General features: G+C 71.6%; 13 protein-coding genes and 1 pseudogene. 8 read left to right on the top strand and 6 right to left on the bottom strand.

Translation table 11 applies throughout. From position 1 onward, the window contains the following. From ABD932_RS14180 to ABD932_RS14170, 3 genes are all read right to left on the bottom strand, one after another. Positions 1-1740 (bottom strand): hydrogenase maturation protein, encoded by a 1740-nt coding sequence (locus ABD932_RS14180; RefSeq protein WP_345012444.1) that lies wholly within the window; start codon positions 1738-1740, stop codon positions 1-3. Positions 1741-1871: 131 nt separating this feature from the next. Next, positions 1872-2120, bottom strand: coding sequence for a hypothetical protein (locus ABD932_RS14175; protein ID WP_345012442.1), 249 nt, complete (start codon positions 2118-2120; stop codon positions 1872-1874). Beyond that, positions 2107-2352 (bottom strand): DUF6400 family protein, encoded by a 246-nt coding sequence (locus tag ABD932_RS14170; protein WP_250086147.1) that lies wholly within the window; start codon positions 2350-2352, stop codon positions 2107-2109. Before ABD932_RS14170 ends, ABD932_RS14175 begins: the two co-directional genes overlap by 14 nt. Before the next feature lie 201 nt (positions 2353-2553). On the opposite strand from ABD932_RS14170, the gene ABD932_RS14165 reads away from it, so the two are divergent. The 4 genes and pseudogenes from ABD932_RS14165 to ABD932_RS14150 form a co-directional block, all read left to right on the top strand. After that, a complete protein-coding gene (locus tag ABD932_RS14165) occupies positions 2554-3411 on the top strand; it encodes a TIM barrel protein (protein WP_425587459.1) in 858 nt (285 codons plus the stop codon). Between the two features lie 144 nt (positions 3412-3555). After that, positions 3556-4446, top strand: a complete 891-nt coding sequence (locus ABD932_RS14160; RefSeq protein WP_345012437.1) for a 2-hydroxy-3-oxopropionate reductase — start codon at positions 3556-3558, stop codon at positions 4444-4446. A gap of 198 nt (positions 4447-4644) precedes the next feature. After that, on the top strand, positions 4645-6102 hold the full coding sequence (locus tag ABD932_RS14155; RefSeq protein WP_345012435.1) for a catalase: 1458 nt from the start codon (positions 4645-4647) through the stop codon (positions 6100-6102). 379 nt (positions 6103-6481) lie between these two features. Then, positions 6482-6748, top strand: a pseudogene (locus ABD932_RS14150) (hypothetical protein); the annotation flags it as partial. Between the two features lie 231 nt (positions 6749-6979). Here the strand turns inward: ABD932_RS14150 and gcl are convergent. After that, entirely contained in the window at positions 6980-8764 is a 1785-nt protein-coding gene (gene gcl, locus ABD932_RS14145) for a glyoxylate carboligase (RefSeq protein ID WP_345012433.1), read from the bottom strand. Between the two features lie 229 nt (positions 8765-8993). On the opposite strand from gcl, the gene ABD932_RS14140 reads away from it, so the two are divergent. Together ABD932_RS14140 and ABD932_RS14135 are read left to right on the top strand one after the other, a co-directional pair. Beyond that, positions 8994-9677, top strand: a complete 684-nt coding sequence (locus ABD932_RS14140) for a hypothetical protein (protein WP_345012431.1) — start codon at positions 8994-8996, stop codon at positions 9675-9677. A gap of 41 nt (positions 9678-9718) precedes the next feature. Next, the gene (locus ABD932_RS14135; RefSeq protein WP_345012429.1) at positions 9719-10246 is read left to right on the top strand and encodes a GNAT family N-acetyltransferase; all 528 of its coding nucleotides are present in this window, start codon (positions 9719-9721) and stop codon (positions 10244-10246) included. Here ABD932_RS14135 and ABD932_RS14130 read toward each other — a convergent pair. Next, positions 10243-11838, bottom strand: a complete 1596-nt coding sequence (locus ABD932_RS14130) for an AMP-binding protein (RefSeq protein WP_345012427.1) — start codon at positions 11836-11838, stop codon at positions 10243-10245. The genes ABD932_RS14135 and ABD932_RS14130 overlap by 4 nt on opposite strands. Further along, a complete protein-coding gene (locus ABD932_RS14125) occupies positions 11835-13505 on the bottom strand; it encodes an AMP-binding protein (protein ID WP_345012425.1) in 1671 nt (556 codons plus the stop codon). Before ABD932_RS14125 ends, ABD932_RS14130 begins: the two co-directional genes overlap by 4 nt. Positions 13506-13627: 122 nt before the next feature. Between ABD932_RS14125 and ABD932_RS14120 the strand changes: the two genes are divergently transcribed. Both ABD932_RS14120 and ABD932_RS14115 read left to right on the top strand, forming a co-directional pair. Then, positions 13628-14461: a helix-turn-helix transcriptional regulator gene (locus tag ABD932_RS14120; protein ID WP_345012423.1), complete on the top strand. Its 834-nt coding sequence runs from the start codon at positions 13628-13630 to the stop codon at positions 14459-14461. A 237-nt stretch (positions 14462-14698) separates the two neighbouring features. Next, positions 14699-17518, top strand: a complete 2820-nt coding sequence (locus ABD932_RS14115) for a helix-turn-helix transcriptional regulator (protein ID WP_345012421.1) — start codon at positions 14699-14701, stop codon at positions 17516-17518. The last annotated feature ends 121 nt before the right edge of the window (positions 17519-17639 follow it).

Genomic DNA, 17639 nt, shown 5'->3' with positions numbered 1-17639 from the left:
TTACGCAACCGGGGGCGGAGCGAGGTGCGGCGGGGTGCACGGGGGCCGCCGCTTGTGGACGAACGCGCGGCGCAGGGCGTGGTACGGGGCGTCCGGATCGTCGAAGGTGCGGCGCATGCGGGCCAGCTCCTGCTCACGGAAGACGGCGAGGGGTGTAGCGGCCTCCAGCCGGTCCAGCTCCGCCTTCTTCGCGGCGATCCGGGACGCCGTCGCGGGCAGCGCCGCGAGCCGCGCCGCCAGGGCGCCGGCCTCGTGCGCGAACTCGCCCGGACCGCAGTCGATCACCCGGTCGGCCAGCCCGAGCCGCAGGGCGCCGGCCGAGCTCACGGGCAGTGCCTCCCGCATCAGCCGCTCGGCCACGGCCTGCCCGACCCTGCGGGGCAGCGTGTACGTCCAGTACTCCGAGCCGTACAGCCCCATCAGGCGGTAGTGGGGGTTCAGTACGGCCCCGGAGCGGCACCAGACCTCGTCGGCGGCCAGGGCGAGCATCACCCCGCCCGCCGCGGCGTTGCCCGCGACGGCCGAGATCACGAGCCGGTCCGTGGTGGTCAGGATCGCCTCGACGAGGTCGTCGATGGCGTTGATGTTCGCCCAGGACTCGGCGCCGGGATCGGCGGCGGCCTCGATGACGCCCAGATGGATCCCGTTGGAGAAGAAGTCCCGCTGCCCGCCCAGCACCAGCACCGAGGTGGGTCGGGCGCATGCCTCCCGGTAGGCGTCCAGGAGGCGCCGGCACTGCTCGGTGCTCATGGCTCCACCCGGGAAGGAGAACGAGAGGAAGCCGACGCTGCCCTCCTCCCGGTAGCGGATGTCCGTCCAGGTGGACTCCCCCGCGTCGGGCAGCAGGGGCGGTGCGTGCTCGGGCAGGGGCGGCAGCCGGTCGCCCAGGGCCCGCACGGCGGGGAGCTTGAACGTGGGCGGCTGCCCGGGCAGGCGTCGGGGCCGCAGTTCGGGGATCCACACGGCGCCGTCCGTGGTGGCCCGGCAGATCGCCCCGGCCCGGGTGGCCAGGAGCTCGCCCGGGCGGCCGCGCAGCGCGCTCTCGGGGTGGCCGCCGTGCAGGTACCACTCGCCGCCGAGCAGCACGTCCAGGACACCGGGCTGCGAGTCCGCCGCCCGCAGCTTGCGGACGACGGTCTCCATGGGGTCCACGGCCCAGTCGATCCGCCGCACGCTCTGGTCGAGGTACGGCCGGACACGCAAGGGCGTGCCCGCCAGGCCCGCCTCGTCCTGCTTGCACGGGACATGGGATCCGCTCGCGAAGCGCTCCACGGCGAGCAGGACGGCCGCGAGCGCGGCGTCGGCGACCTCGCCCCGGTACAGGTCGCTCTTGGCCACCGGAGGAACCCGGTACACATCACCCTTGACCACAGACGGAACCCGGCACAGCACGGAGGCCCACACGTCGCCCGCGTCCATCTCCGCGTCGGCCTGCAAAACCGTGACGCCCCACCGGTCGGCGCCCTCGTGGATCGCCCAGTCCAGGGAGGAGGGTCCCCGGTCGCCCACCGGCCCCGGATGGACGACGAGGCAGGTGTGTGCCGCCCACACCTCCTCGGGGATCGCCGTCTTCAGCATCGGCGCCACGACGAGCTGCGGTGCGTGCCGCCGCACGGCGTCCGCCAACGAACCGTCCGGCAGGGCGAGCTCCACCGCCACCCGGTGGCCGCGGTCGCGCAGCTCCGCATGGACACGCTGGGTGAGGCTGTTGAACGCGCTGGCCACGAGCAGGATCTGCACGGCTGCCTCCGGGCGGACGGACGGCGGCCGGGGATGACCGCCGACCGCGATCTTCGGTCAGGTCGGCTTGCCGTCCGTGGTGACAGACGGTGAGGTCATCCGAAAAGCGGGGGGCGATCCGCCGACCGGCCTCACCAGGCGCCGGTCATGCGCTGCCAGATGGAGCGGGTGGCACCGAAACCCGTCTCGTGCGTCCACACATGGGTGCACGAAGGGCACTGCAGGTGCAGCAGGCTACCCGTGTTGGAGAGCAGGTAGCGCCAGTGCTCGGAGCAGGTGCGGGCCTGCTCGCAGTCGCCGCACCCGCGATGGTCGTTGCAGTTCGGGCAGGCCACCCACGCGCGGCGGCCGATGTCCGCCTGCGGGTCACGGGGCAGCATGCCCGTCCCCCCGCGGCGGGAGCACACCGGCCGAGACCAGCTCGTCGTACACGCGCTGCTGCTCCGCGTCGAGGCCGGAGTACAGCAGCTCGTACGCCTCCTCCTCACCGCGCAGCGCCTCGCCGGGGTCCCAGTCGGGGCCGAGGGCGTCCAGGACGTGAGCCCGCCGGAGCATTTCGTGTGCGCTCAGGTCGACGGCGAACTCGACCGGAGCGGGGCCGTGGGAGGACATGCGATCGAACGTAGGTAAGCCTTCCTGGCCGCGGCAAGGGCGGGTGGGGGAAGTCACAGCAGGTCGGCGATCGCCCCGCACGACCCCCGTGCCCTCTTGACAAGCCACGACACACGGCGGCAATCTTCCAGTAAGCAGAAAACAACTTCCGCAATGCGGAATCAATACGATCTCTCGACACGGAAGGGAGCGCGGACCCAGATGCCGGGTTTTGAATTGGGCACAGCCGCAGACCAGCGCTTCAACGTCAACCTGTCGATCCTCTTCACGGAACTCCCGCTCCTGGAGCGCCCCGCGGCCGCCGCCGCGGCCGGCTTCACCGCGGTCGAGCTGTGGTGGCCCTGGGTCGACTCCCCCACCCCCGAGCAGTCCGAGCTCGACGCCCTGAAGAAGGCGATCGAGGACGCGGGCGTCCAGCTCACCGGGCTGAACTTCTACGCGGGTCAGCTGCCGGGCCCCGACCGGGGAGCCCTGTCGCTCCCGGGCGAGGAGTCGGAGCGGTTCCGCGCCAACATCGACGTGGCCGCCGACTTCGCCCAGTCGCTGGGCACCAAGGCGCTCAACGCCCTGTACGGCAACCGCGTCGAGGGCGTGGACCCGGCGGAGCAGGACGCGCTGGCACTGGAGAACCTGGTGCTCGCGGCCCGGGCCGCCGACCGCATCGGCGCGATCCTGCTGATCGAGGCCCTGAACAAGCCCGAGTCGCCGCTGTACCCGCTGGTGTCGGCGCCGGCCGCCGTCGGCATCGTCGACAAGGTCAACGAGGCGACGGGGCTGGACAACGCCCGCTTCCTCATGGACCTCTACCACCTGTCCATGAACGGCGAGGACCTGCCGTCGGTGATCGAGCGCTACACCTCGAAGACCGGCCATGTGCAGATCGCCGACAACCCGGGCCGCGGCGCTCCGGGCACGGGGGCGCTGCCGCTGGCCGAGCTGTTGGGCCAACTGCAGAAGGCGGGCTACGAGGGCTGGGTCGGCCTGGAGTACAAGCCGGGCGACCGCCCGAGCGCGGAGGCCTTCGGCTGGCTGCCGGTGGAGCTGCGCGCCGCGCGCTGATACGGCCGCCCCTGGGGGCTGCCGCCCCCAGGCCCCCGCTTCGGCCCCGAAAGGGCCTCGTCCTCAAACGCCGGACGGGCTGCATACCGCTGACCGGCACCAATTCGTAGACGTACCAAAGCAGTTCAGAGAGGTACCCCCATCATGAGCACCCTCCCCAAGATCGCCTGGATAGGCCTCGGCATCATGGGCTCCCCCATGTCCGAGAACCTGATCAAGGCGGGTTACCAGGTCACCGGCTTCACCCTGGAGCAGGACAAGCTGGACCGGCTCGCCGCCGCGGGCGGCACCGTCGCCGGCTCGATCGCCGAGGCCGTCAAGGACGCCGACGTCGTCATCACGATGGTGCCGGCCTCCCCGCAGGTCGAGGCCATCTCCTACGGCCCCGACGGCATCCTGGAGAACGCCAGGTCCGGCGCGCTGCTGATCGACATGTCCTCGATCACCCCGCAGACCTCGGTCGACCTGGCCAAGGCGGCCAAGGACAAGGGCATCCGCGTCCTGGACGCGCCCGTGTCCGGTGGTGAGGCCGGTGCCATCGAGGCCGTGCTGTCGATCATGGTCGGTGGCGAGCAGGCCGACTTCGACGCCGCGAAGCCGATCCTCGAGGCGCTCGGCAAGACCATCGTGCTGTGCGGTCCGCACGGCTCGGGTCAGACCGTGAAGGCGGCCAACCAGCTGATCGTCGCCGTGAACATCCAGGCGTGCGCCGAGGCCGTGGTCTTCCTGGAGAAGTCCGGCGTGGACCTCCAGGCGGCGCTCGACGTCCTCAACGGCGGCCTGGCGGGCTCGACCGTGCTGACGCGGAAGAAGGACAACTTCCTGAACCGGGACTTCAAGCCCGGCTTCCGCATCGACCTGCACCACAAGGACATGGGCATCGTCACGGACGCCGCCCGCAATGTCGGCGCCGCGCTGCCGGTCGGCGCCGTGGTGGCCCAGCTGGTCGCGTCCCTGCGTGCGCAGGGCGACGGCGGCCTCGACCACTCGGCCCTGCTGCGGGCCGTGGAGCGCCTCTCCGGCGCCCAGGTCTGAGCCAGGCCTGCCCCCAGACTTCCGGGCCGCGGCGCCGCTGACACTTGTCCTGTCGCGCCCAGGCGTCGCCGCGGCCCGGAATCATCTTCAACAAATCGTCGAGTTGGCTTCAACAAACTGTTGACGTCCAGATCGCCCCCTCTTAGGCTCCACAAAGCGGAAACAGTTTTCCGCTGACACCCGCACGGAAGGTCCACGATGTCGAAGCGCGTGCTCACCACCGAGTCCGGCGCCCCGGTCGCCGACAACCAGAACTCCGCCTCCGCCGGCGTCGGCGGCCCGCTCCTGCTCCAGGACCAGCACCTGCTGGAGAAGCTGGCCCGCTTCAACCGTGAGCGCATTCCGGAGCGCGTGGTGCACGCCCGGGGCTCCGGGGCGTACGGCCACTTCGAGGTGACCGACGACGTCACCGGCTTCACCCACGCCGACTTCCTCAGCGCGGTCGGCAAGCGGACCGAGGTGTTCCTGCGCTTCTCGACCGTGGCCGACAGCCTCGGCGGCGCGGACGCGGTCCGTGACCCGCGCGGTTTCGCTGTCAAGTTCTATACGGCGGAGGGCAATTACGACCTCGTCGGCAACAACACCCCGGTGTTCTTCATCAAGGACCCGATCAAGTTCCCCGACTTCATCCACTCGCAGAAGCGCGACCCGTTCACCGGCCGCCAGGAGCCGGACAACGTCTGGGACTTCTGGGCGCACGCCCCCGAGGCCACGCACCAGGTGACCTGGCTGATGGGCGACCGCGGCATCCCGGCGTCGTACCGCCACATGAACGGCTACGGCTCGCACACCTACCAGTGGACGAACGCCGACGGCGAGGCCTTCTTCGTCAAGTACCACTTCAAGACGAACCAGGGCGTGCGCTGCCTGAGCGCCGAGCAGGGCGCCGAGCTCGCGGGCAAGGACCCCAACTCCCACCAGACGGACCTGCTCCAGGCCATCGAGCGGGGCGTGCACCCGTCCTGGACGCTCTACGTCCAGCTCATGCCGGCGGCCGAGGCGGCCGACTACCGCTTCAACCCCTTCGACCTGACCAAGGTCTGGCCGCACAAGGACTACCCGCTGCAGCGCGTGGGCCGCCTGGTCCTGGACCGCAACCCGGACAACGTCTTCGCCGAGGTCGAGCAGGCCGCGTTCTCCCCGAACAACTTCGTGCCGGGCATCGGCCCCTCGCCGGACAAGATGCTGCAGGGCCGCCTGTTCGCCTACGCGGACGCGCACCGCTACCGCCTGGGCGTCAACCACACCCTGCTGGCCGTCAACGCCCCGAAGGCGACGACCGCGCAGAACTACGGCCGCGACGGCTTCATGGCCACCAACTCCCAGGGCCGCGCCGCGAAGAACTACGAGCCCAACTCCTACGACGGCCCGGTCGAGACCGGCCGCCCCCTGTCGGCCCCCCTCGCGGTGACCGGCCACACGGGCACCCACGTGGCGCCCCTGCACACCAAGGACGACGACTTCTTCCAGGCCGGCGAGCTGTACCGCCTGATGTCCGCCGAGGAGAAGTCCCGCCTGATCGCCAACATCGCCGGTGGCCTCTCGCAGGTCTCCCGCGACGACGTGATCGAGAAGAACCTGGCCCACTTCCACGCCGCCGACCCGGAGTACGGCAAGCGTGTGGAGGAGGCGGTCCGCGCCCTGCGCGAGGACTGAACCCCCTGACTGCGTCCGCTTCCTGACGGGAGGTCAGGATTCGGACGCATCGCCTGCGCCACACACCGATCGACCCGGATGAGGGGTGGTCGCTCGGAGACCGGCGCGGGCAACGCGAGGACCGCGGCGGCGTGCGAGCCAGTGCGGTGGTGAAGGTCCCGGCCTCCTTCTCGACCTGAGGGAAGGAGCCCCCGGTTCCATCGCTGCCGCCGCGGTCCCAAGCCCTCCCCCGAAGACCCCGTCCGGCGGCGCGAATGTCCTGTCGCGCCCAGCCTCGCACCGTCGGACGGCCACAACCGAATACCTCACCGGCTGAAGAGCGCCGGGTACGGACGGTCCCGTACCCGGCGCTCTTCGGCGTCCGGGGGGCCGCAAGGAGATGGCGCTGCTCGTCCTCGACGAGTCGGCCGAGTCCACCCTCGTCGCGTCCCTGACGGAGCATCCGTGGGACGTGGTGGTCGTCGGCGGCGGTATCCGCAGGACAGAGCAGTCGCTTCCGCTCTTCGAGCAGAACGTGAACCTGATCCGGCGCCATGCCCCGCAGGCCGCGGTCGCGTTCAACACCGGCGGCGGAGACAGCGTCGAGGCCGCGCAGCGCCGGCTCCGATCTCCGCGCGTCCCGGGCCGCGTACGCCATCGGTCGTAGACCGGCTACGGAACCCTCAGATCAACCTCTGAACCCACGCCAGGAGGCTTCAACCACCCCCCGTGGTGGGCACATTCTCGTCACGTGGGACCCGCCGACACGGGGGCGGCGGGTTCCGCGAACGGGGAGCACCACGACGGGGGAAGCACCACAACGGGGGACACCAAAGGGGCGGCCCAACCTCTCGGTTGGACCGCCCCTCGCTGTCGGGAGGCGTCAGGCCCTGCCCCGTCAGACCTTCAGCGTCTTGAGCGACGTCGGCGCGTGGCCCGGCTCCGTCGCGATCTCCTCGAACTCGACGACGTTGCTGATGTCGTTCGTGGTCGACATGGAGATGTTGGTGACACGCTCCAGAATCGCCTCGACGACCACCGGGACCCGGTACTCCTGCGCGAGCTTCTTCGCCTGCTCGAAGGCGGCGCCGAGCTCTGCCGGGTCGGTCACCCGGATCGCCTTGCAGCCGAGGCCCTCGGCGACCTTGACGTGGTCGACGCCGTAGACGCCCAGCTCGGGCGAGTTGATGTTCTCGAACTCCAGCTTGACCTGGAAGTCGATGTCGAACGCCCGCTGCGCCTGGCGGATCAGGCCCAGGTAGGAGTTGTTCACGAGGACATGGACGTACGGGATCCTGTGCTGCGCCCCGACCGCCAGCTCCTCGATCATGAACTGGAAGTCGTAGTCGCCGGACAGGGCGACGACCTGGGCCTCCGGGTCGGCCTTGGCGACGCCCAGCGCGGCCGGGATCGTCCAGCCCAGCGGGCCCGCCTGGCCGCAGTTGATCCAGTGCCGCGGCTTGAAGACGTGCAGCATCTGGGCGCCGGCGATCTGCGAGAGGCCGATGGTGGAGACGTACCGGGTCTCCGGACCGAAGGCCTTGTTCATCTCCTCGTACACGCGCTGCGGCTTGATCGGGATGTCGTCGAAGTGCGTACGGCGCTGGAGAGTCGCCTTCCTCTCCTGCGCTGAGGCCGCCCACGCGGAGCGGTCGGGCAGCTTGCCCTCCGCCTTCAGCTCCTTGGCCACCTCGACGAAGAGCTCCAGCGCGGCCTTGGCGTCGGAGGCGATGCCGTAGTCCGGGGCGAAGATCTTGCCGATCTGGGTGGGCTCGACGTCGACGTGCACGAACTTCCGCCCGGCCGTGTAGACGTCCAGCTTGCCGGTGTGGCGGTTGGCCCAGCGGTTGCCGATGCCGAGGACGAAGTCGGACTCCAGGAAGGTCGCGTTGCCGTAGCGGTGCGAGGTCTGCAGGCCCACCATGCCGGCGTTCAGCTCGTGGTCGTCGGGCAGCAGGCCCCAGCCCATCAGGGTCGGGACGACCGGGGTGCCGGTCAACTCGGCGAACTCGACTAGGAGTTCGGCGGCGTCGGCGTTGATGACACCGCCGCCGGCCACGATCAGGGGGCGCTCGGACGCGTTCAGCATCCCGATCGCCTTCTCGATCTGGGCGCGGCTCGCGGCGGGCTTGTAGACCGGGAGCGGCTCGTACGTCTCCGGGTCGAACTCGATCTCCGTGAGCTGGACGTCGATCGGCAGGTCGATGAGGACCGGGCCGGGACGGCCGGAGCGCATCAGGTGGAAGGCCTGCTGGAAGACGCCGGGGACCTGCGCGGCCTCCAGGACGGTCACCGCCATTTTCGTGACCGGCTTGGCGATCGAGGCGATGTCGACGGCCTGGAAGTCCTCTTTGTGGATCACGGCGGTCGGCGCCTGGCCGGTGATGCACAGGATCGGGATGGAGTCACCGATCGCGGAGTACAGGCCGGTGATCATGTCGGTGCCTGCGGGGCCGGACGTGCCGATGCAGACGCCGATGTTGCCGGGGTGCGTACGGGTGTAGCCCTCGGCCATGTGCGAAGCGCCCTCCACATGGCGGGCGAGGGTGTGCTGGATGCCGCCGGAGGCCTTGAGCGCCGCGTAGAAGGGGTTGATCGCCGCGCCCGGCACGCCGAACGCGTTGCTGACGCCCTCGCGCTTGAGGATCTCGACTGCCGCTCGGGCAGCGGTCATACGAGCCATTGGTTACTCCTGCTTCGGCTGTCGGATTCGCACTCCCGTCGCGCCCCGCGGTGAGCAATTCCGTGACGATGACAATCCCGCGAGCGTTATTCCGTATCGCGGAAACTGTTTTCTACTATCTGGAAGCAATGTAGGTGTGCCGGTGAAGACCGTCAAGGGGCGGACAACCAGGCGGGTCCTGGAGGACGATGGGAGCGCTGTCCCGATGCGAGGTCGTCCTGGAGTGGCCATGTCCGAGAGCGTGTCGGTGCGCTGCCCGGCCTGCCGGCGCGAGCATCTCTACGAGGCGCCCGCCTATCCCTGCGCGTGCGGGGCGCCCGTCTCGGCGCCACTCGACCCGGACGGGATCGCGTCGGCCGTCACCCGGCGCGCCTGGGACGACGAATGGATCAGCGTGCGCTGTACGGCGTGCGGCCGGGACGGCGAGTGGCCGCGTCCGGAGCTGGGCTGCTCCTGCGGGACGGTACTGCTCGTCCCGGTGGCGCGGACGGCCACGGACGACGCAACGCGGCGGAAGGAGCCCGCCGCGCGCCGCGCCTTCCAGCCCGTCACGATCCGCACCGCGCGCGACGCGGTCACGGCGGCCGCCGTCTATCTGCGCTGGCTCGGCTACCGGGACATCCGCCGCGCCGACCAGCGGCCGCCGACCGGCATCGGCATCGCCGCCCACGGCCTGCTCGCCCAGGTCGACCCGACCGTGAGCCCGGCCTCGCTGCGGGACGTGGAGTGCCTGTGGCTGACGGCCATGACGGAGTCCGCGACCTGCGTCTACTTCTCCCTCGCCGGCTACGCCCCCGACGCCCGCACCCGCGCCGACACCCTGGGCGTCCCCCTGTTCGTCCTGGACCTCACCGGCACCCCGCAGCCGGTCAACAGCCTCGCCGACGAACTGGACGCGACGGGCGCCCGGTAATCCGCTCGCGCCCCCTGCGGTCCTCGACGGACACTCGGCACATGCGCATCCGCCCCGCCGCGCCGGACGAGCTCCCGGCCCTCCAGGACATCGAACGCGCGGCGGGCGCCGCCTTCCGCGACCTCGGCATGGCGGCGATCGCCGACGACGACCCGCCCGCCCTGGACGTCCTGGAGAGCTACCGCCGGGCGGGTCGCGCCTGGGTCGCCTGCGCCGACGGCGACCGGCCCATGGCCTACCTGATCTGCGAGCCCGTCGACGGCGCCCTCCACATCGAGCAGGTCTCGGTACACCCGGACGCCGCCCGCCGCGGCGTGGGCCGCACCCTCCTCGCGCACGCCGCCGACCGCGCCCGCGCCGAGGGCCTGACCGGCCTCACCCTGACCACCTTCACCGAGGTCCCGTGGAACGCCCCGTACTACGCACGGCTGGGCTTCCGAACCCTCGAGGAGACCGAGCTCACCCCCGGACTACGGAAGATCCGCTCCCACGAGGCGGAGCTCGGCCTCGACCAGTGGCCCCGGGCCTGCATGCGCCGCGACCAGAGCCTGTCCGGCGGACAGACCTAGCCGCCCGTGGCGTACCGCTCCCGCAGCTCGATCTTCCGCACCTTCCCGGACACCGTCATCGGGAACGAGTCGAGGATGCGCAGGCCGCTCGGGACCTTGTAGTGCGCCAGTCGCCCGTCGCAGAAGGCCCGCAGCTCCTCCAGCGTCAGCGGGTCACCCGGATCGCGCGGGATGACGCACGCCAGCACCTCCTCGCCGTACCGCTCGTGCGGGACCCCGACGACCTGGACGTCCGCGATCTTCGGGTGCGCGTACAGGAACTCCTCGATCTCGCGCGGGTAGATGTTCTCGCCGCCCCGGATGATCATGTCCTTGATGCGGCCGACGATCTCGACGTAGCCGTCCTCCCGCATCGTCGCGAGGTCACCGGTGTGCATCCAGCGGCCGGAGTCGACGGCCTCGGCGGTCTTCTCGGGCTCGTTCCAGTAGCCGAGCATCACGCTGTAGCCGCGGGTGCACAGCTCGCCCGCCGTGCCGCGCGGCACGGTCACCCCGGTCGCCGGGTCGACGATCTTCACCTCGATGTGCGGCAGCACTCGGCCGACCGTGCCGGTGCGGTGTTCCAGGTCGTCCTCGCGCCGGGTCTGGGTGGAGACGGGCGAGGTCTCCGTCATGCCGTAGCAGATGGACACCTCGGCCATGTTCATCTCGCTGACCACCCGCTTCATCACCTCCACCGGGCAGGGCGAGCCCGCCATGATGCCGGTGCGCAGGGAGGAGAGGTCGTACGTCGCGAAGTCCGGGTGGTTCAGCTCCGCGATGAACATGGTCGGGACGCCGTAGAGCGACGTGCAGCGCTCCTGCTGGACGGCCTCCAGCGTGGCCTTCGGGTCGAAGGAGGGGGCCGGGATGACCATACAGGCACCGTGTGAGGTCGCCGCCAAATTGCCCATCACCATCCCGAAACAGTGGTAAAAGGGCACGGGAATGCACACCCGGTCCTGCTCGCTGTAGGCGATCATCTCGCCCACGAAGTAGCCGTTGTTGAGGATGTTGTGGTGGGAGAGGGTGGCCCCTTTGGGGAAGCCCGTCGTGCCCGACGTGTACTGGATGTTGATCGGGTCGTCGCAGGACAGAGCCTCGTACGGGACAGGGATCCCCCGCGCGATCAGCGCCTCCCAGCTCGGGTCCCCGATGTACACGGTCTCCCGCAACTGCGGGCACCTGCCCCGCACTTGCTCGACCATCGCCCGGTAGTCGCTCGTCTTGTGGCTGAGGGAGGCGAACAGCAGCGAGATGCCGGCCTGGTTGAGGACGTACTCGACCTCGTGGGTGCGGTAGGCCGGGTTGATGTTCACCATGATCGCGCCGATGCGGGCGGTGGCGTACTGCACGAGAACCCACTCGGGGCAGTTCACCGCCCAGATGCCCACCCGGTCGCCCTTGCCGACCCCGCTCGCGAGCAGCGCGTACGCCAGCTCGTCGACGTCGGCGGCGAACCGGGCGTAGGTCCAGCGCCTTCCGGACGGAACGTCGACCAGCGCCTCCCGGTCCGGCCACGCGGCCACGGCCCGGTCCAGGTTGGCCCCGATCGTGTCCCCGAGCAGGACGGTCCCACTCGTGCCGTGCGTGTACGACAGCTGTGCGGTCACCGGAAGTCCTCCTCGCGGTACTCGGCGTCCGAGCCCGCCGCCGTCGCCTCGCGCAGCTCGATGCGCCGGATCTTGCCGGAGACGGTCTTGGGTAGCGGGGCGAACTCCAGGCGGCGCACGCGCTTGTACGGCGCCAGGACCTCCCGCGAGTGCTCGAAGAGCACCTTGGCCGTGTCGGGACCCGGCTCCCAGCCCTCCGCCAGGACGACGTACGCCTTCGGCACCGCGAGCCGCAGCTCGTCCGGCGCGGGCACGACGGCCGCCTCGGCCACCGCCTCGTGCTCCAGCAGGGCGCTCTCCAGCTCGAAGGGGCTGATCTTGTAGTCCGACGCCTTGAAGACGTCGTCGGCCCGCCCCACGTAGGTGATGTATCCGTCGGCGTCCCGGGAGCCGATGTCGCCGGTCCGGTAGTAGCCGCCGGCCATCGCCTCCGCCGTACGGTCGGCGTCGCCGTGGTAGCCGGTCATCACGCCGACGGGGCGGGTGGCCAGGTCCAGCGCGATCTCGCCCTCCGCGGCGCCGGGCGCGCCGGAGACCGGGTCGAGGAGTTCGACGCGGAAGCCGGGGCTGGGGCGGCCCATGGAGCCGGTCTTCAGGGGCTGGCCGGGGCTGTTGGAGACCTGGACGGAGGTCTCGGTCTGCCCGAAGCCGTCCCGGATGGTCACGCCCCAGGCCCGCCGGACCTGCTCGATGACCTCGGGATTCAGGGGCTCTCCTGCTGCCACGACTTCCCGCGGCGGGGTGCGCAGCGCGCTCAGGTCGGCCTGGATGAGCATGCGCCATACGGTCGGCGGCGCGCAGAAGGTGGTGACGCCCGCGCGGTCCATCTCCGCCATCAGCCGGGCCGCGTCGAAGCGCGTGTAGTTGTGGATGAAGACGGTCGCCTCCGCGTTCCACGGCGCGAAGAGGTTGGACCAGGCGTGCTTGGCCCAGCCGGGCGAGGAGATGTTCAGGTGCACGTCGCCAGGCTGGAGGCCGATCCAGTACATGGTGGCCAGGTGCCCGATCGGGTACGAGGTGTGGGTGTGCTCGACCAGCTTGGGGCGGGCGGTGGTGCCGGAGGTGAAGTAGAGCATCAGCGGGTCGTCGGACGCGGTCGGCCCGTCGGGGGTGAACTCGGCGGGCGCCGCGTACGCGTCCTCGTACGTCTGCCAGCCCGCCCGCTCCCCGCCGACGACGATGCGCGTGTAGCGGCCGGGCACCTCGTCGAACTTTCCGGTGTCCTCGGCCCGCACGAGCACATGCCGGACGCGTCCGCGCTCCACCCGGTCGCGCAGGTCGGCCGGGCCGAGCAGCGGGGTGGCCGGGATGACGACGGCGCGCAGCTTCATGGCGGCGAGGGCGGTCTCCCACAGCTCGGCCTGGTTGCCGAGCATGACGAGGACGCGGTCCTCGGCCCGCACGCCCCGCGCCCGCAGCCAGCCCGCGACGCGGTCGGAGCGCTCGGCCATCTCGGCGAAGGACAGCCGGACCTCGCTGCCGTCCTCCTCGACGATGTGCAGCGCGGGGCGGTCGTTCCCCGCGGCGATCACGTCGAACCAGTCGAGCGCCCAGTTGAAACGGTCCGGCCGGGGCCAGACGAAGCCCGCGTAGGCCGTGGCGTAGTCCTCGCGGTGGTCAAGCAGGAAGTCCCGCGCGCTGCGGAACGACTCCGTCCCCGTGGTCATCTGTCCTCCTAGATACCGGACCTTGCCGGGCGGCTCTCTGCCATCGTGTAATCCGTGACGTGGGTCTCACTACCCCCGAACGGGGGTGTGCGCTCCGGAAACAGCGGTGAAAGGGCGGGAGCGTGTCAGTGAACGCGGCCGGATCGGTGGAGATAAGGAGCGCGCTGGTGCGCCTGCGCCGCTCGACCGGCCTCCCGGTCGCGTTCGGCGGCCTGGTCGAGGCCGGGCACCGGCGGATGCGCATCAGCGAACTGAGCGGCACGGCCACCGACTCCCTGAGCAGACTCGCGGTGACCGCCGGAAACGGCCTGGGTGGCAAGGCCGTCGCTCTCGCCCGACCCTGCGCGGTCACGGACTACTCGGCCTCACGGCAGATCACCCACGAGTACGACGCCGCCGTCGCCACGGAGGGGCTGTGCTCGGTGGTGGCGGTCCCGGTCGTCGTACGCCGCCGGGTGCGCGGTGTCCTGTACGGCGCCCTGCGCACGGCCCAGCCGCTGGGCGACCGCACGCTGACGGCGGCCGTGGACGCGGCGCGGGACGTGGAGCAGGCGCTGGTGGTGCGGGACGCGGCGCGCGGGCTGCTGGAGGAGACGGCGCGTCCGCAGACGGTGCCGTCCGACCGGGGCGCCACGTGGGAGCAGGTCCGCGAGGCCCACACCGCGCTGCGGGCGCTGGCCCCGCGCATCGGCGACCCCGCCCTGCGCGCGGAGCTCCTCGCCGCCTGCGGCCTGCTGACGGACGGGCCCCAGCGCAGCGACGTGCAGCTGGCGCCCCGAGAACTGGACGTGCTGGCATGTGTGGCCGCCGGCGCGACGAACGCGGCCACGGCCGAGCGGCTGGGGCTGCGGGCGGAGACGGTCAAGGGCTATCTGCGCTCGGCCATGCGCAAACTGGGCACGCACACCCGCGGTGAGACCGTGGCCGCGGCACGCCGGGCGGGGCTGCTGCCGTAGGGCCGCCGGGCCGTACGCCTGCTGATGCTCAGGGGCCGCAGTCGCCCGCCGCCGATAGGCGCAGGGCCGCAGGTGGCCCGCCCTCCGGCCGCCCGGCTCCGACGAGCAACATTCATTCACCCGAGCCTTGAATTTCTCCATGCTCCCCCGTTGTTATTTGCCTCACCATGTCTTCGGTCCGAATTTCAAAGATCCGTTGCCTAATATTGGCCCGAACACGACACACGGAGGGGAGCGGTGACCGTGCGACGGGACTTCAAGGAGCCTGCCAGCTGCCGCCCCGACCAGGTCATCGGCAGGGAGGAGCTGTTCAGCGCGGCGCGTGAGCAGCTCGGACGGGGCGGCAGCGTGCTGCTTCACGGGCCTGCCGGAATTGGGAAGTCGACCGTTCTGCGGGCATTGGCCGCGGATTACGGCGGGGCGGCACGCACCGTGTTGCGCTGCTCGCCCACCGAGTCCGAATCCCATCTGCCCTTCCTGGCCCTCGCCGACCTCCTCGGCCTGGTCCTCGACGAGGTGTCCGACCGGCTCCCCGCCGCCCAGCTCACCGCCCTGGAGTCGGCACTCACCGGCCGCGGCGAGTCCACCCTCCAGCGCGACGGCCTCGCCCTGCGCCTGGCCGTGCTGTCCGCCCTGCGCGCCCTCGCCGACACCGGTCCCGTCCTCGTCGTCGCCGACGACCTCCAGTGGCTCGACCCGGCCAGCGCCGAACTCCTCGGCTTCGCCGCCCGCCGCCTCGGGGACACCCCGGTGCGGATGCTGTGCGCGGTGCGGACCGATGGCCAGGAGTACGACCGCCATCTACGCGCGTCCCCACCGGACACCCTCGCCGTACGGCTGGGCCCCCTCTCCCGCGCCCAGATGTCCGTCCTGCTGGACCACCGCGGCTTCACCGGCCTGCCCAGATCCACGGTCCGAGACATCCACCGCACCAGTGGCGGCAACGCCCTGTTCGCCCTCGAACTGGGCCGCGCCCTCGCCGAGAACCCCACCCCGCCCCGCCCCGGCGAACCCCTGCCCGTGCCCACCTCGCTGCGTGCCCTGGTGCTGAACCGCCTGGAGATGCTGTCGGAGGAGGCCCGCCGCACCCTCCTGGTCGCGAGCGCCGGCGCCCGCCCCACCCTTGCCCTGCTGCACGCGGCCGGCCGTGACAACGCCGAGGCGGAGACCGCCCAGGCCGCCGGGCTCGGACTGCTGGCGACCGAGCCCGAGGGTCCCGCCGTACGGTTCGCGCACCCGATGATCTCCGCCGCGCTCTACGCGGAGGCGCCCGCACAGGAGCGCCGGGCCGCGCACGCCGCGCTGTCCACGGCCGCCTCGGACCCCATCGAACGCGCCCGGCACCTGGCCCTCGCCACCACCGGCACCGACGCGGAGGTCGCCGCCCGCCTGGCCGAGGCCGCCACCCAGGCCCGGGACCGCGGAGCACCGTCGGTCGCCGCCCAGCTCTGCCTGCTCGCCGCCCGGCACACCCCGGCGGACGGTGACCCGAGCCCGGAGGCCCTGCGGCTGCAGGCCGTCGAGGACGCGATCACCGCGGGCGAGCTGGACCTCGCCCGGGACATCGCCCGCGAGGTGCTCGCCCGTACGACCGTGCCCGCGGAGCGGGTACGGGCCTGGATCGCCGTGATCGACACGGCGGGCCATGCGATGAACGAGGTCGACGCGATCTTCCCGCAGGCACTGGCCGACGCGGGCGACGACCCGCAGCTGCTCGCCCTGGTCCACTACCAACTGACCTGGCGCGCCCTGCTCGTGAAGGGCGACTTCGACGAGGCGCGGGAGGAGGCCGCGTACTCGGCGGAGCTGGCCGCGCGGGCGGGCGACCGGTACACGGAGCTCATGGCGCTCGCCTTCCGGGCCCAGATCGAGACCCTCATGGGCCACCCGGACGCCCCCGCGACCATCCGGCGTGCGCTGCAGGAGCCCCAGGACCCGAGGGTGGCCTGCCATCACAACGGGGCCGGGTACTCCCGCTTCCGCTGGCTGGTCATGAGCGACCAGCTGCCCGAGGCGCGTGCGGCGGTCACCGCGCTGCTGCGCGAGGTGCGCCGGCACGGGTGGGTGGAGAGCGAGGTGCACTTCCTGCGCGGGATCGCCGAGACCGAGCTGCACTCCGGCCACTGCGGGCGCGCCCTCGACCTGGCCCGCGAGAGCCTGCGGCTGGCCCGCGACACCGGGATCGGCGAGGTGGCCTCCGCGGTGCTCACCTCGCTCGCCGAGGCCGCGGGCGGGGAGGTGGACCGGGCCCTCGCGCTCGCACGGGAAGCGGTGGAGCACGCCGAGGAGGACGGCGACCAGATGTACGTCTCCCGCGCCCTGACCGCCCTCGGCCACGCCCAGCTGGTGGCGGGGGACACACAGGCGGCGGTGCGTTCGCTGCGCCGGGTGCGCGAGGTGGAGCAGGGCCTCGGCATCACCGACCCGGCGCGCGGCCGCTGGCACGGCGACCTCGCCGAGGCCCTGGTGCGCAGCGGCGAGTTCGCGGAGGCCCAGGACGTCATCGACGTCACGCGCGAGCAGGCGCTGCGGCTGGACCGCGGGAGCGTGCTGGCCGTCCTCGACCGCGCCGAGGCGCTGATCCGCGCGGCACGGGGCGAACAGGACGCGGCGATGGCCCAGTTGACCTCGGCACAGGACCGGCTCGGCAAGCTGGGCTACGGCCTGGAGGAGGCCCGGGCGGCGTTCGCCCTGGCCCAGCTGCGCACGGGCGCGCCAGGACCGACGTCGTACGACGAGGCGGCCCGGCTGTTCCGCCGCTGCCGGGCGCTGCCCTGGCTGCGGCAGGTCGAGGCGGCCGCCGAGGCACGCCCCGCGGAGGCGGCCCCCACCCCCGCCCCCGCGCCGGACGGCCTGGACGGGCTGGACGGGCTCGCCTCGATGGAGCGTCAGGTCGCCGCGCTCGTCATGGAGGGCGCGACCAACCGCGAGATCGCCGCACGCCTGTTCATCAGCGTCAAAACGGTCGAAGCGACACTTACCCGGGTCTATCGCAAGTTGGGGATCCGATCTCGGGTCGACATCGTCAGACTCGCGGCGGGACGTCGTAGGACCTGATTTTCGGGACGCCGGGATACGTGCGTTCAGGACACCGGGCGAGGCGCGTTCGGGACGCCGGGCGAGGTGCGTACGGGACGCCGGGCGAGGCGCGTACGGGACACTGGGCTCCGCGCATTCG

This window comes from Streptomyces shaanxiensis, from assembly GCF_039537145.1.
Classification (GTDB): Bacteria; Actinomycetota; Actinomycetes; order Streptomycetales; family Streptomycetaceae; genus Streptomyces; species Streptomyces shaanxiensis.
Note: the sequence above shows the minus strand (reverse complement) of the source record. Positions and strands in the feature narration are given on the sequence as shown.

Bases quoted from the DNA above. Each gene is read 5' to 3' on its own strand.
- ABD932_RS14175 (WP_345012442.1), bottom strand. From the start codon at position 2,120: ATGCTGCCCCGTGACCCGCAGGCGGACATCGGCCGCCGCGCGTGGGTG.
- ABD932_RS14170 (WP_250086147.1), bottom strand. From the start codon at position 2,352: ATGTCCTCCCACGGCCCCGCTCCGGTCGAGTTCGCCGTCGACCTGAGC.
- ABD932_RS14165 (WP_425587459.1), top strand. From the start codon at position 2,554: ATGCCGGGTTTTGAATTGGGCACAGCCGCAGACCAGCGCTTCAACGTC.
- ABD932_RS14160 (WP_345012437.1), top strand. From the start codon at position 3,556: ATGAGCACCCTCCCCAAGATCGCCTGGATAGGCCTCGGCATCATGGGC.
- ABD932_RS14155 (WP_345012435.1), top strand. From the start codon at position 4,645: ATGTCGAAGCGCGTGCTCACCACCGAGTCCGGCGCCCCGGTCGCCGAC.
- gcl (WP_345012433.1), bottom strand. From the start codon at position 8,764: ATGGCTCGTATGACCGCTGCCCGAGCGGCAGTCGAGATCCTCAAGCGC.
- ABD932_RS14140 (WP_345012431.1), top strand. From the start codon at position 8,994: ATGTCCGAGAGCGTGTCGGTGCGCTGCCCGGCCTGCCGGCGCGAGCAT.
- ABD932_RS14135 (WP_345012429.1), top strand. From the start codon at position 9,719: ATGCGCATCCGCCCCGCCGCGCCGGACGAGCTCCCGGCCCTCCAGGAC.
- ABD932_RS14125 (WP_345012425.1), bottom strand. From the start codon at position 13,505: ATGACCACGGGGACGGAGTCGTTCCGCAGCGCGCGGGACTTCCTGCTT.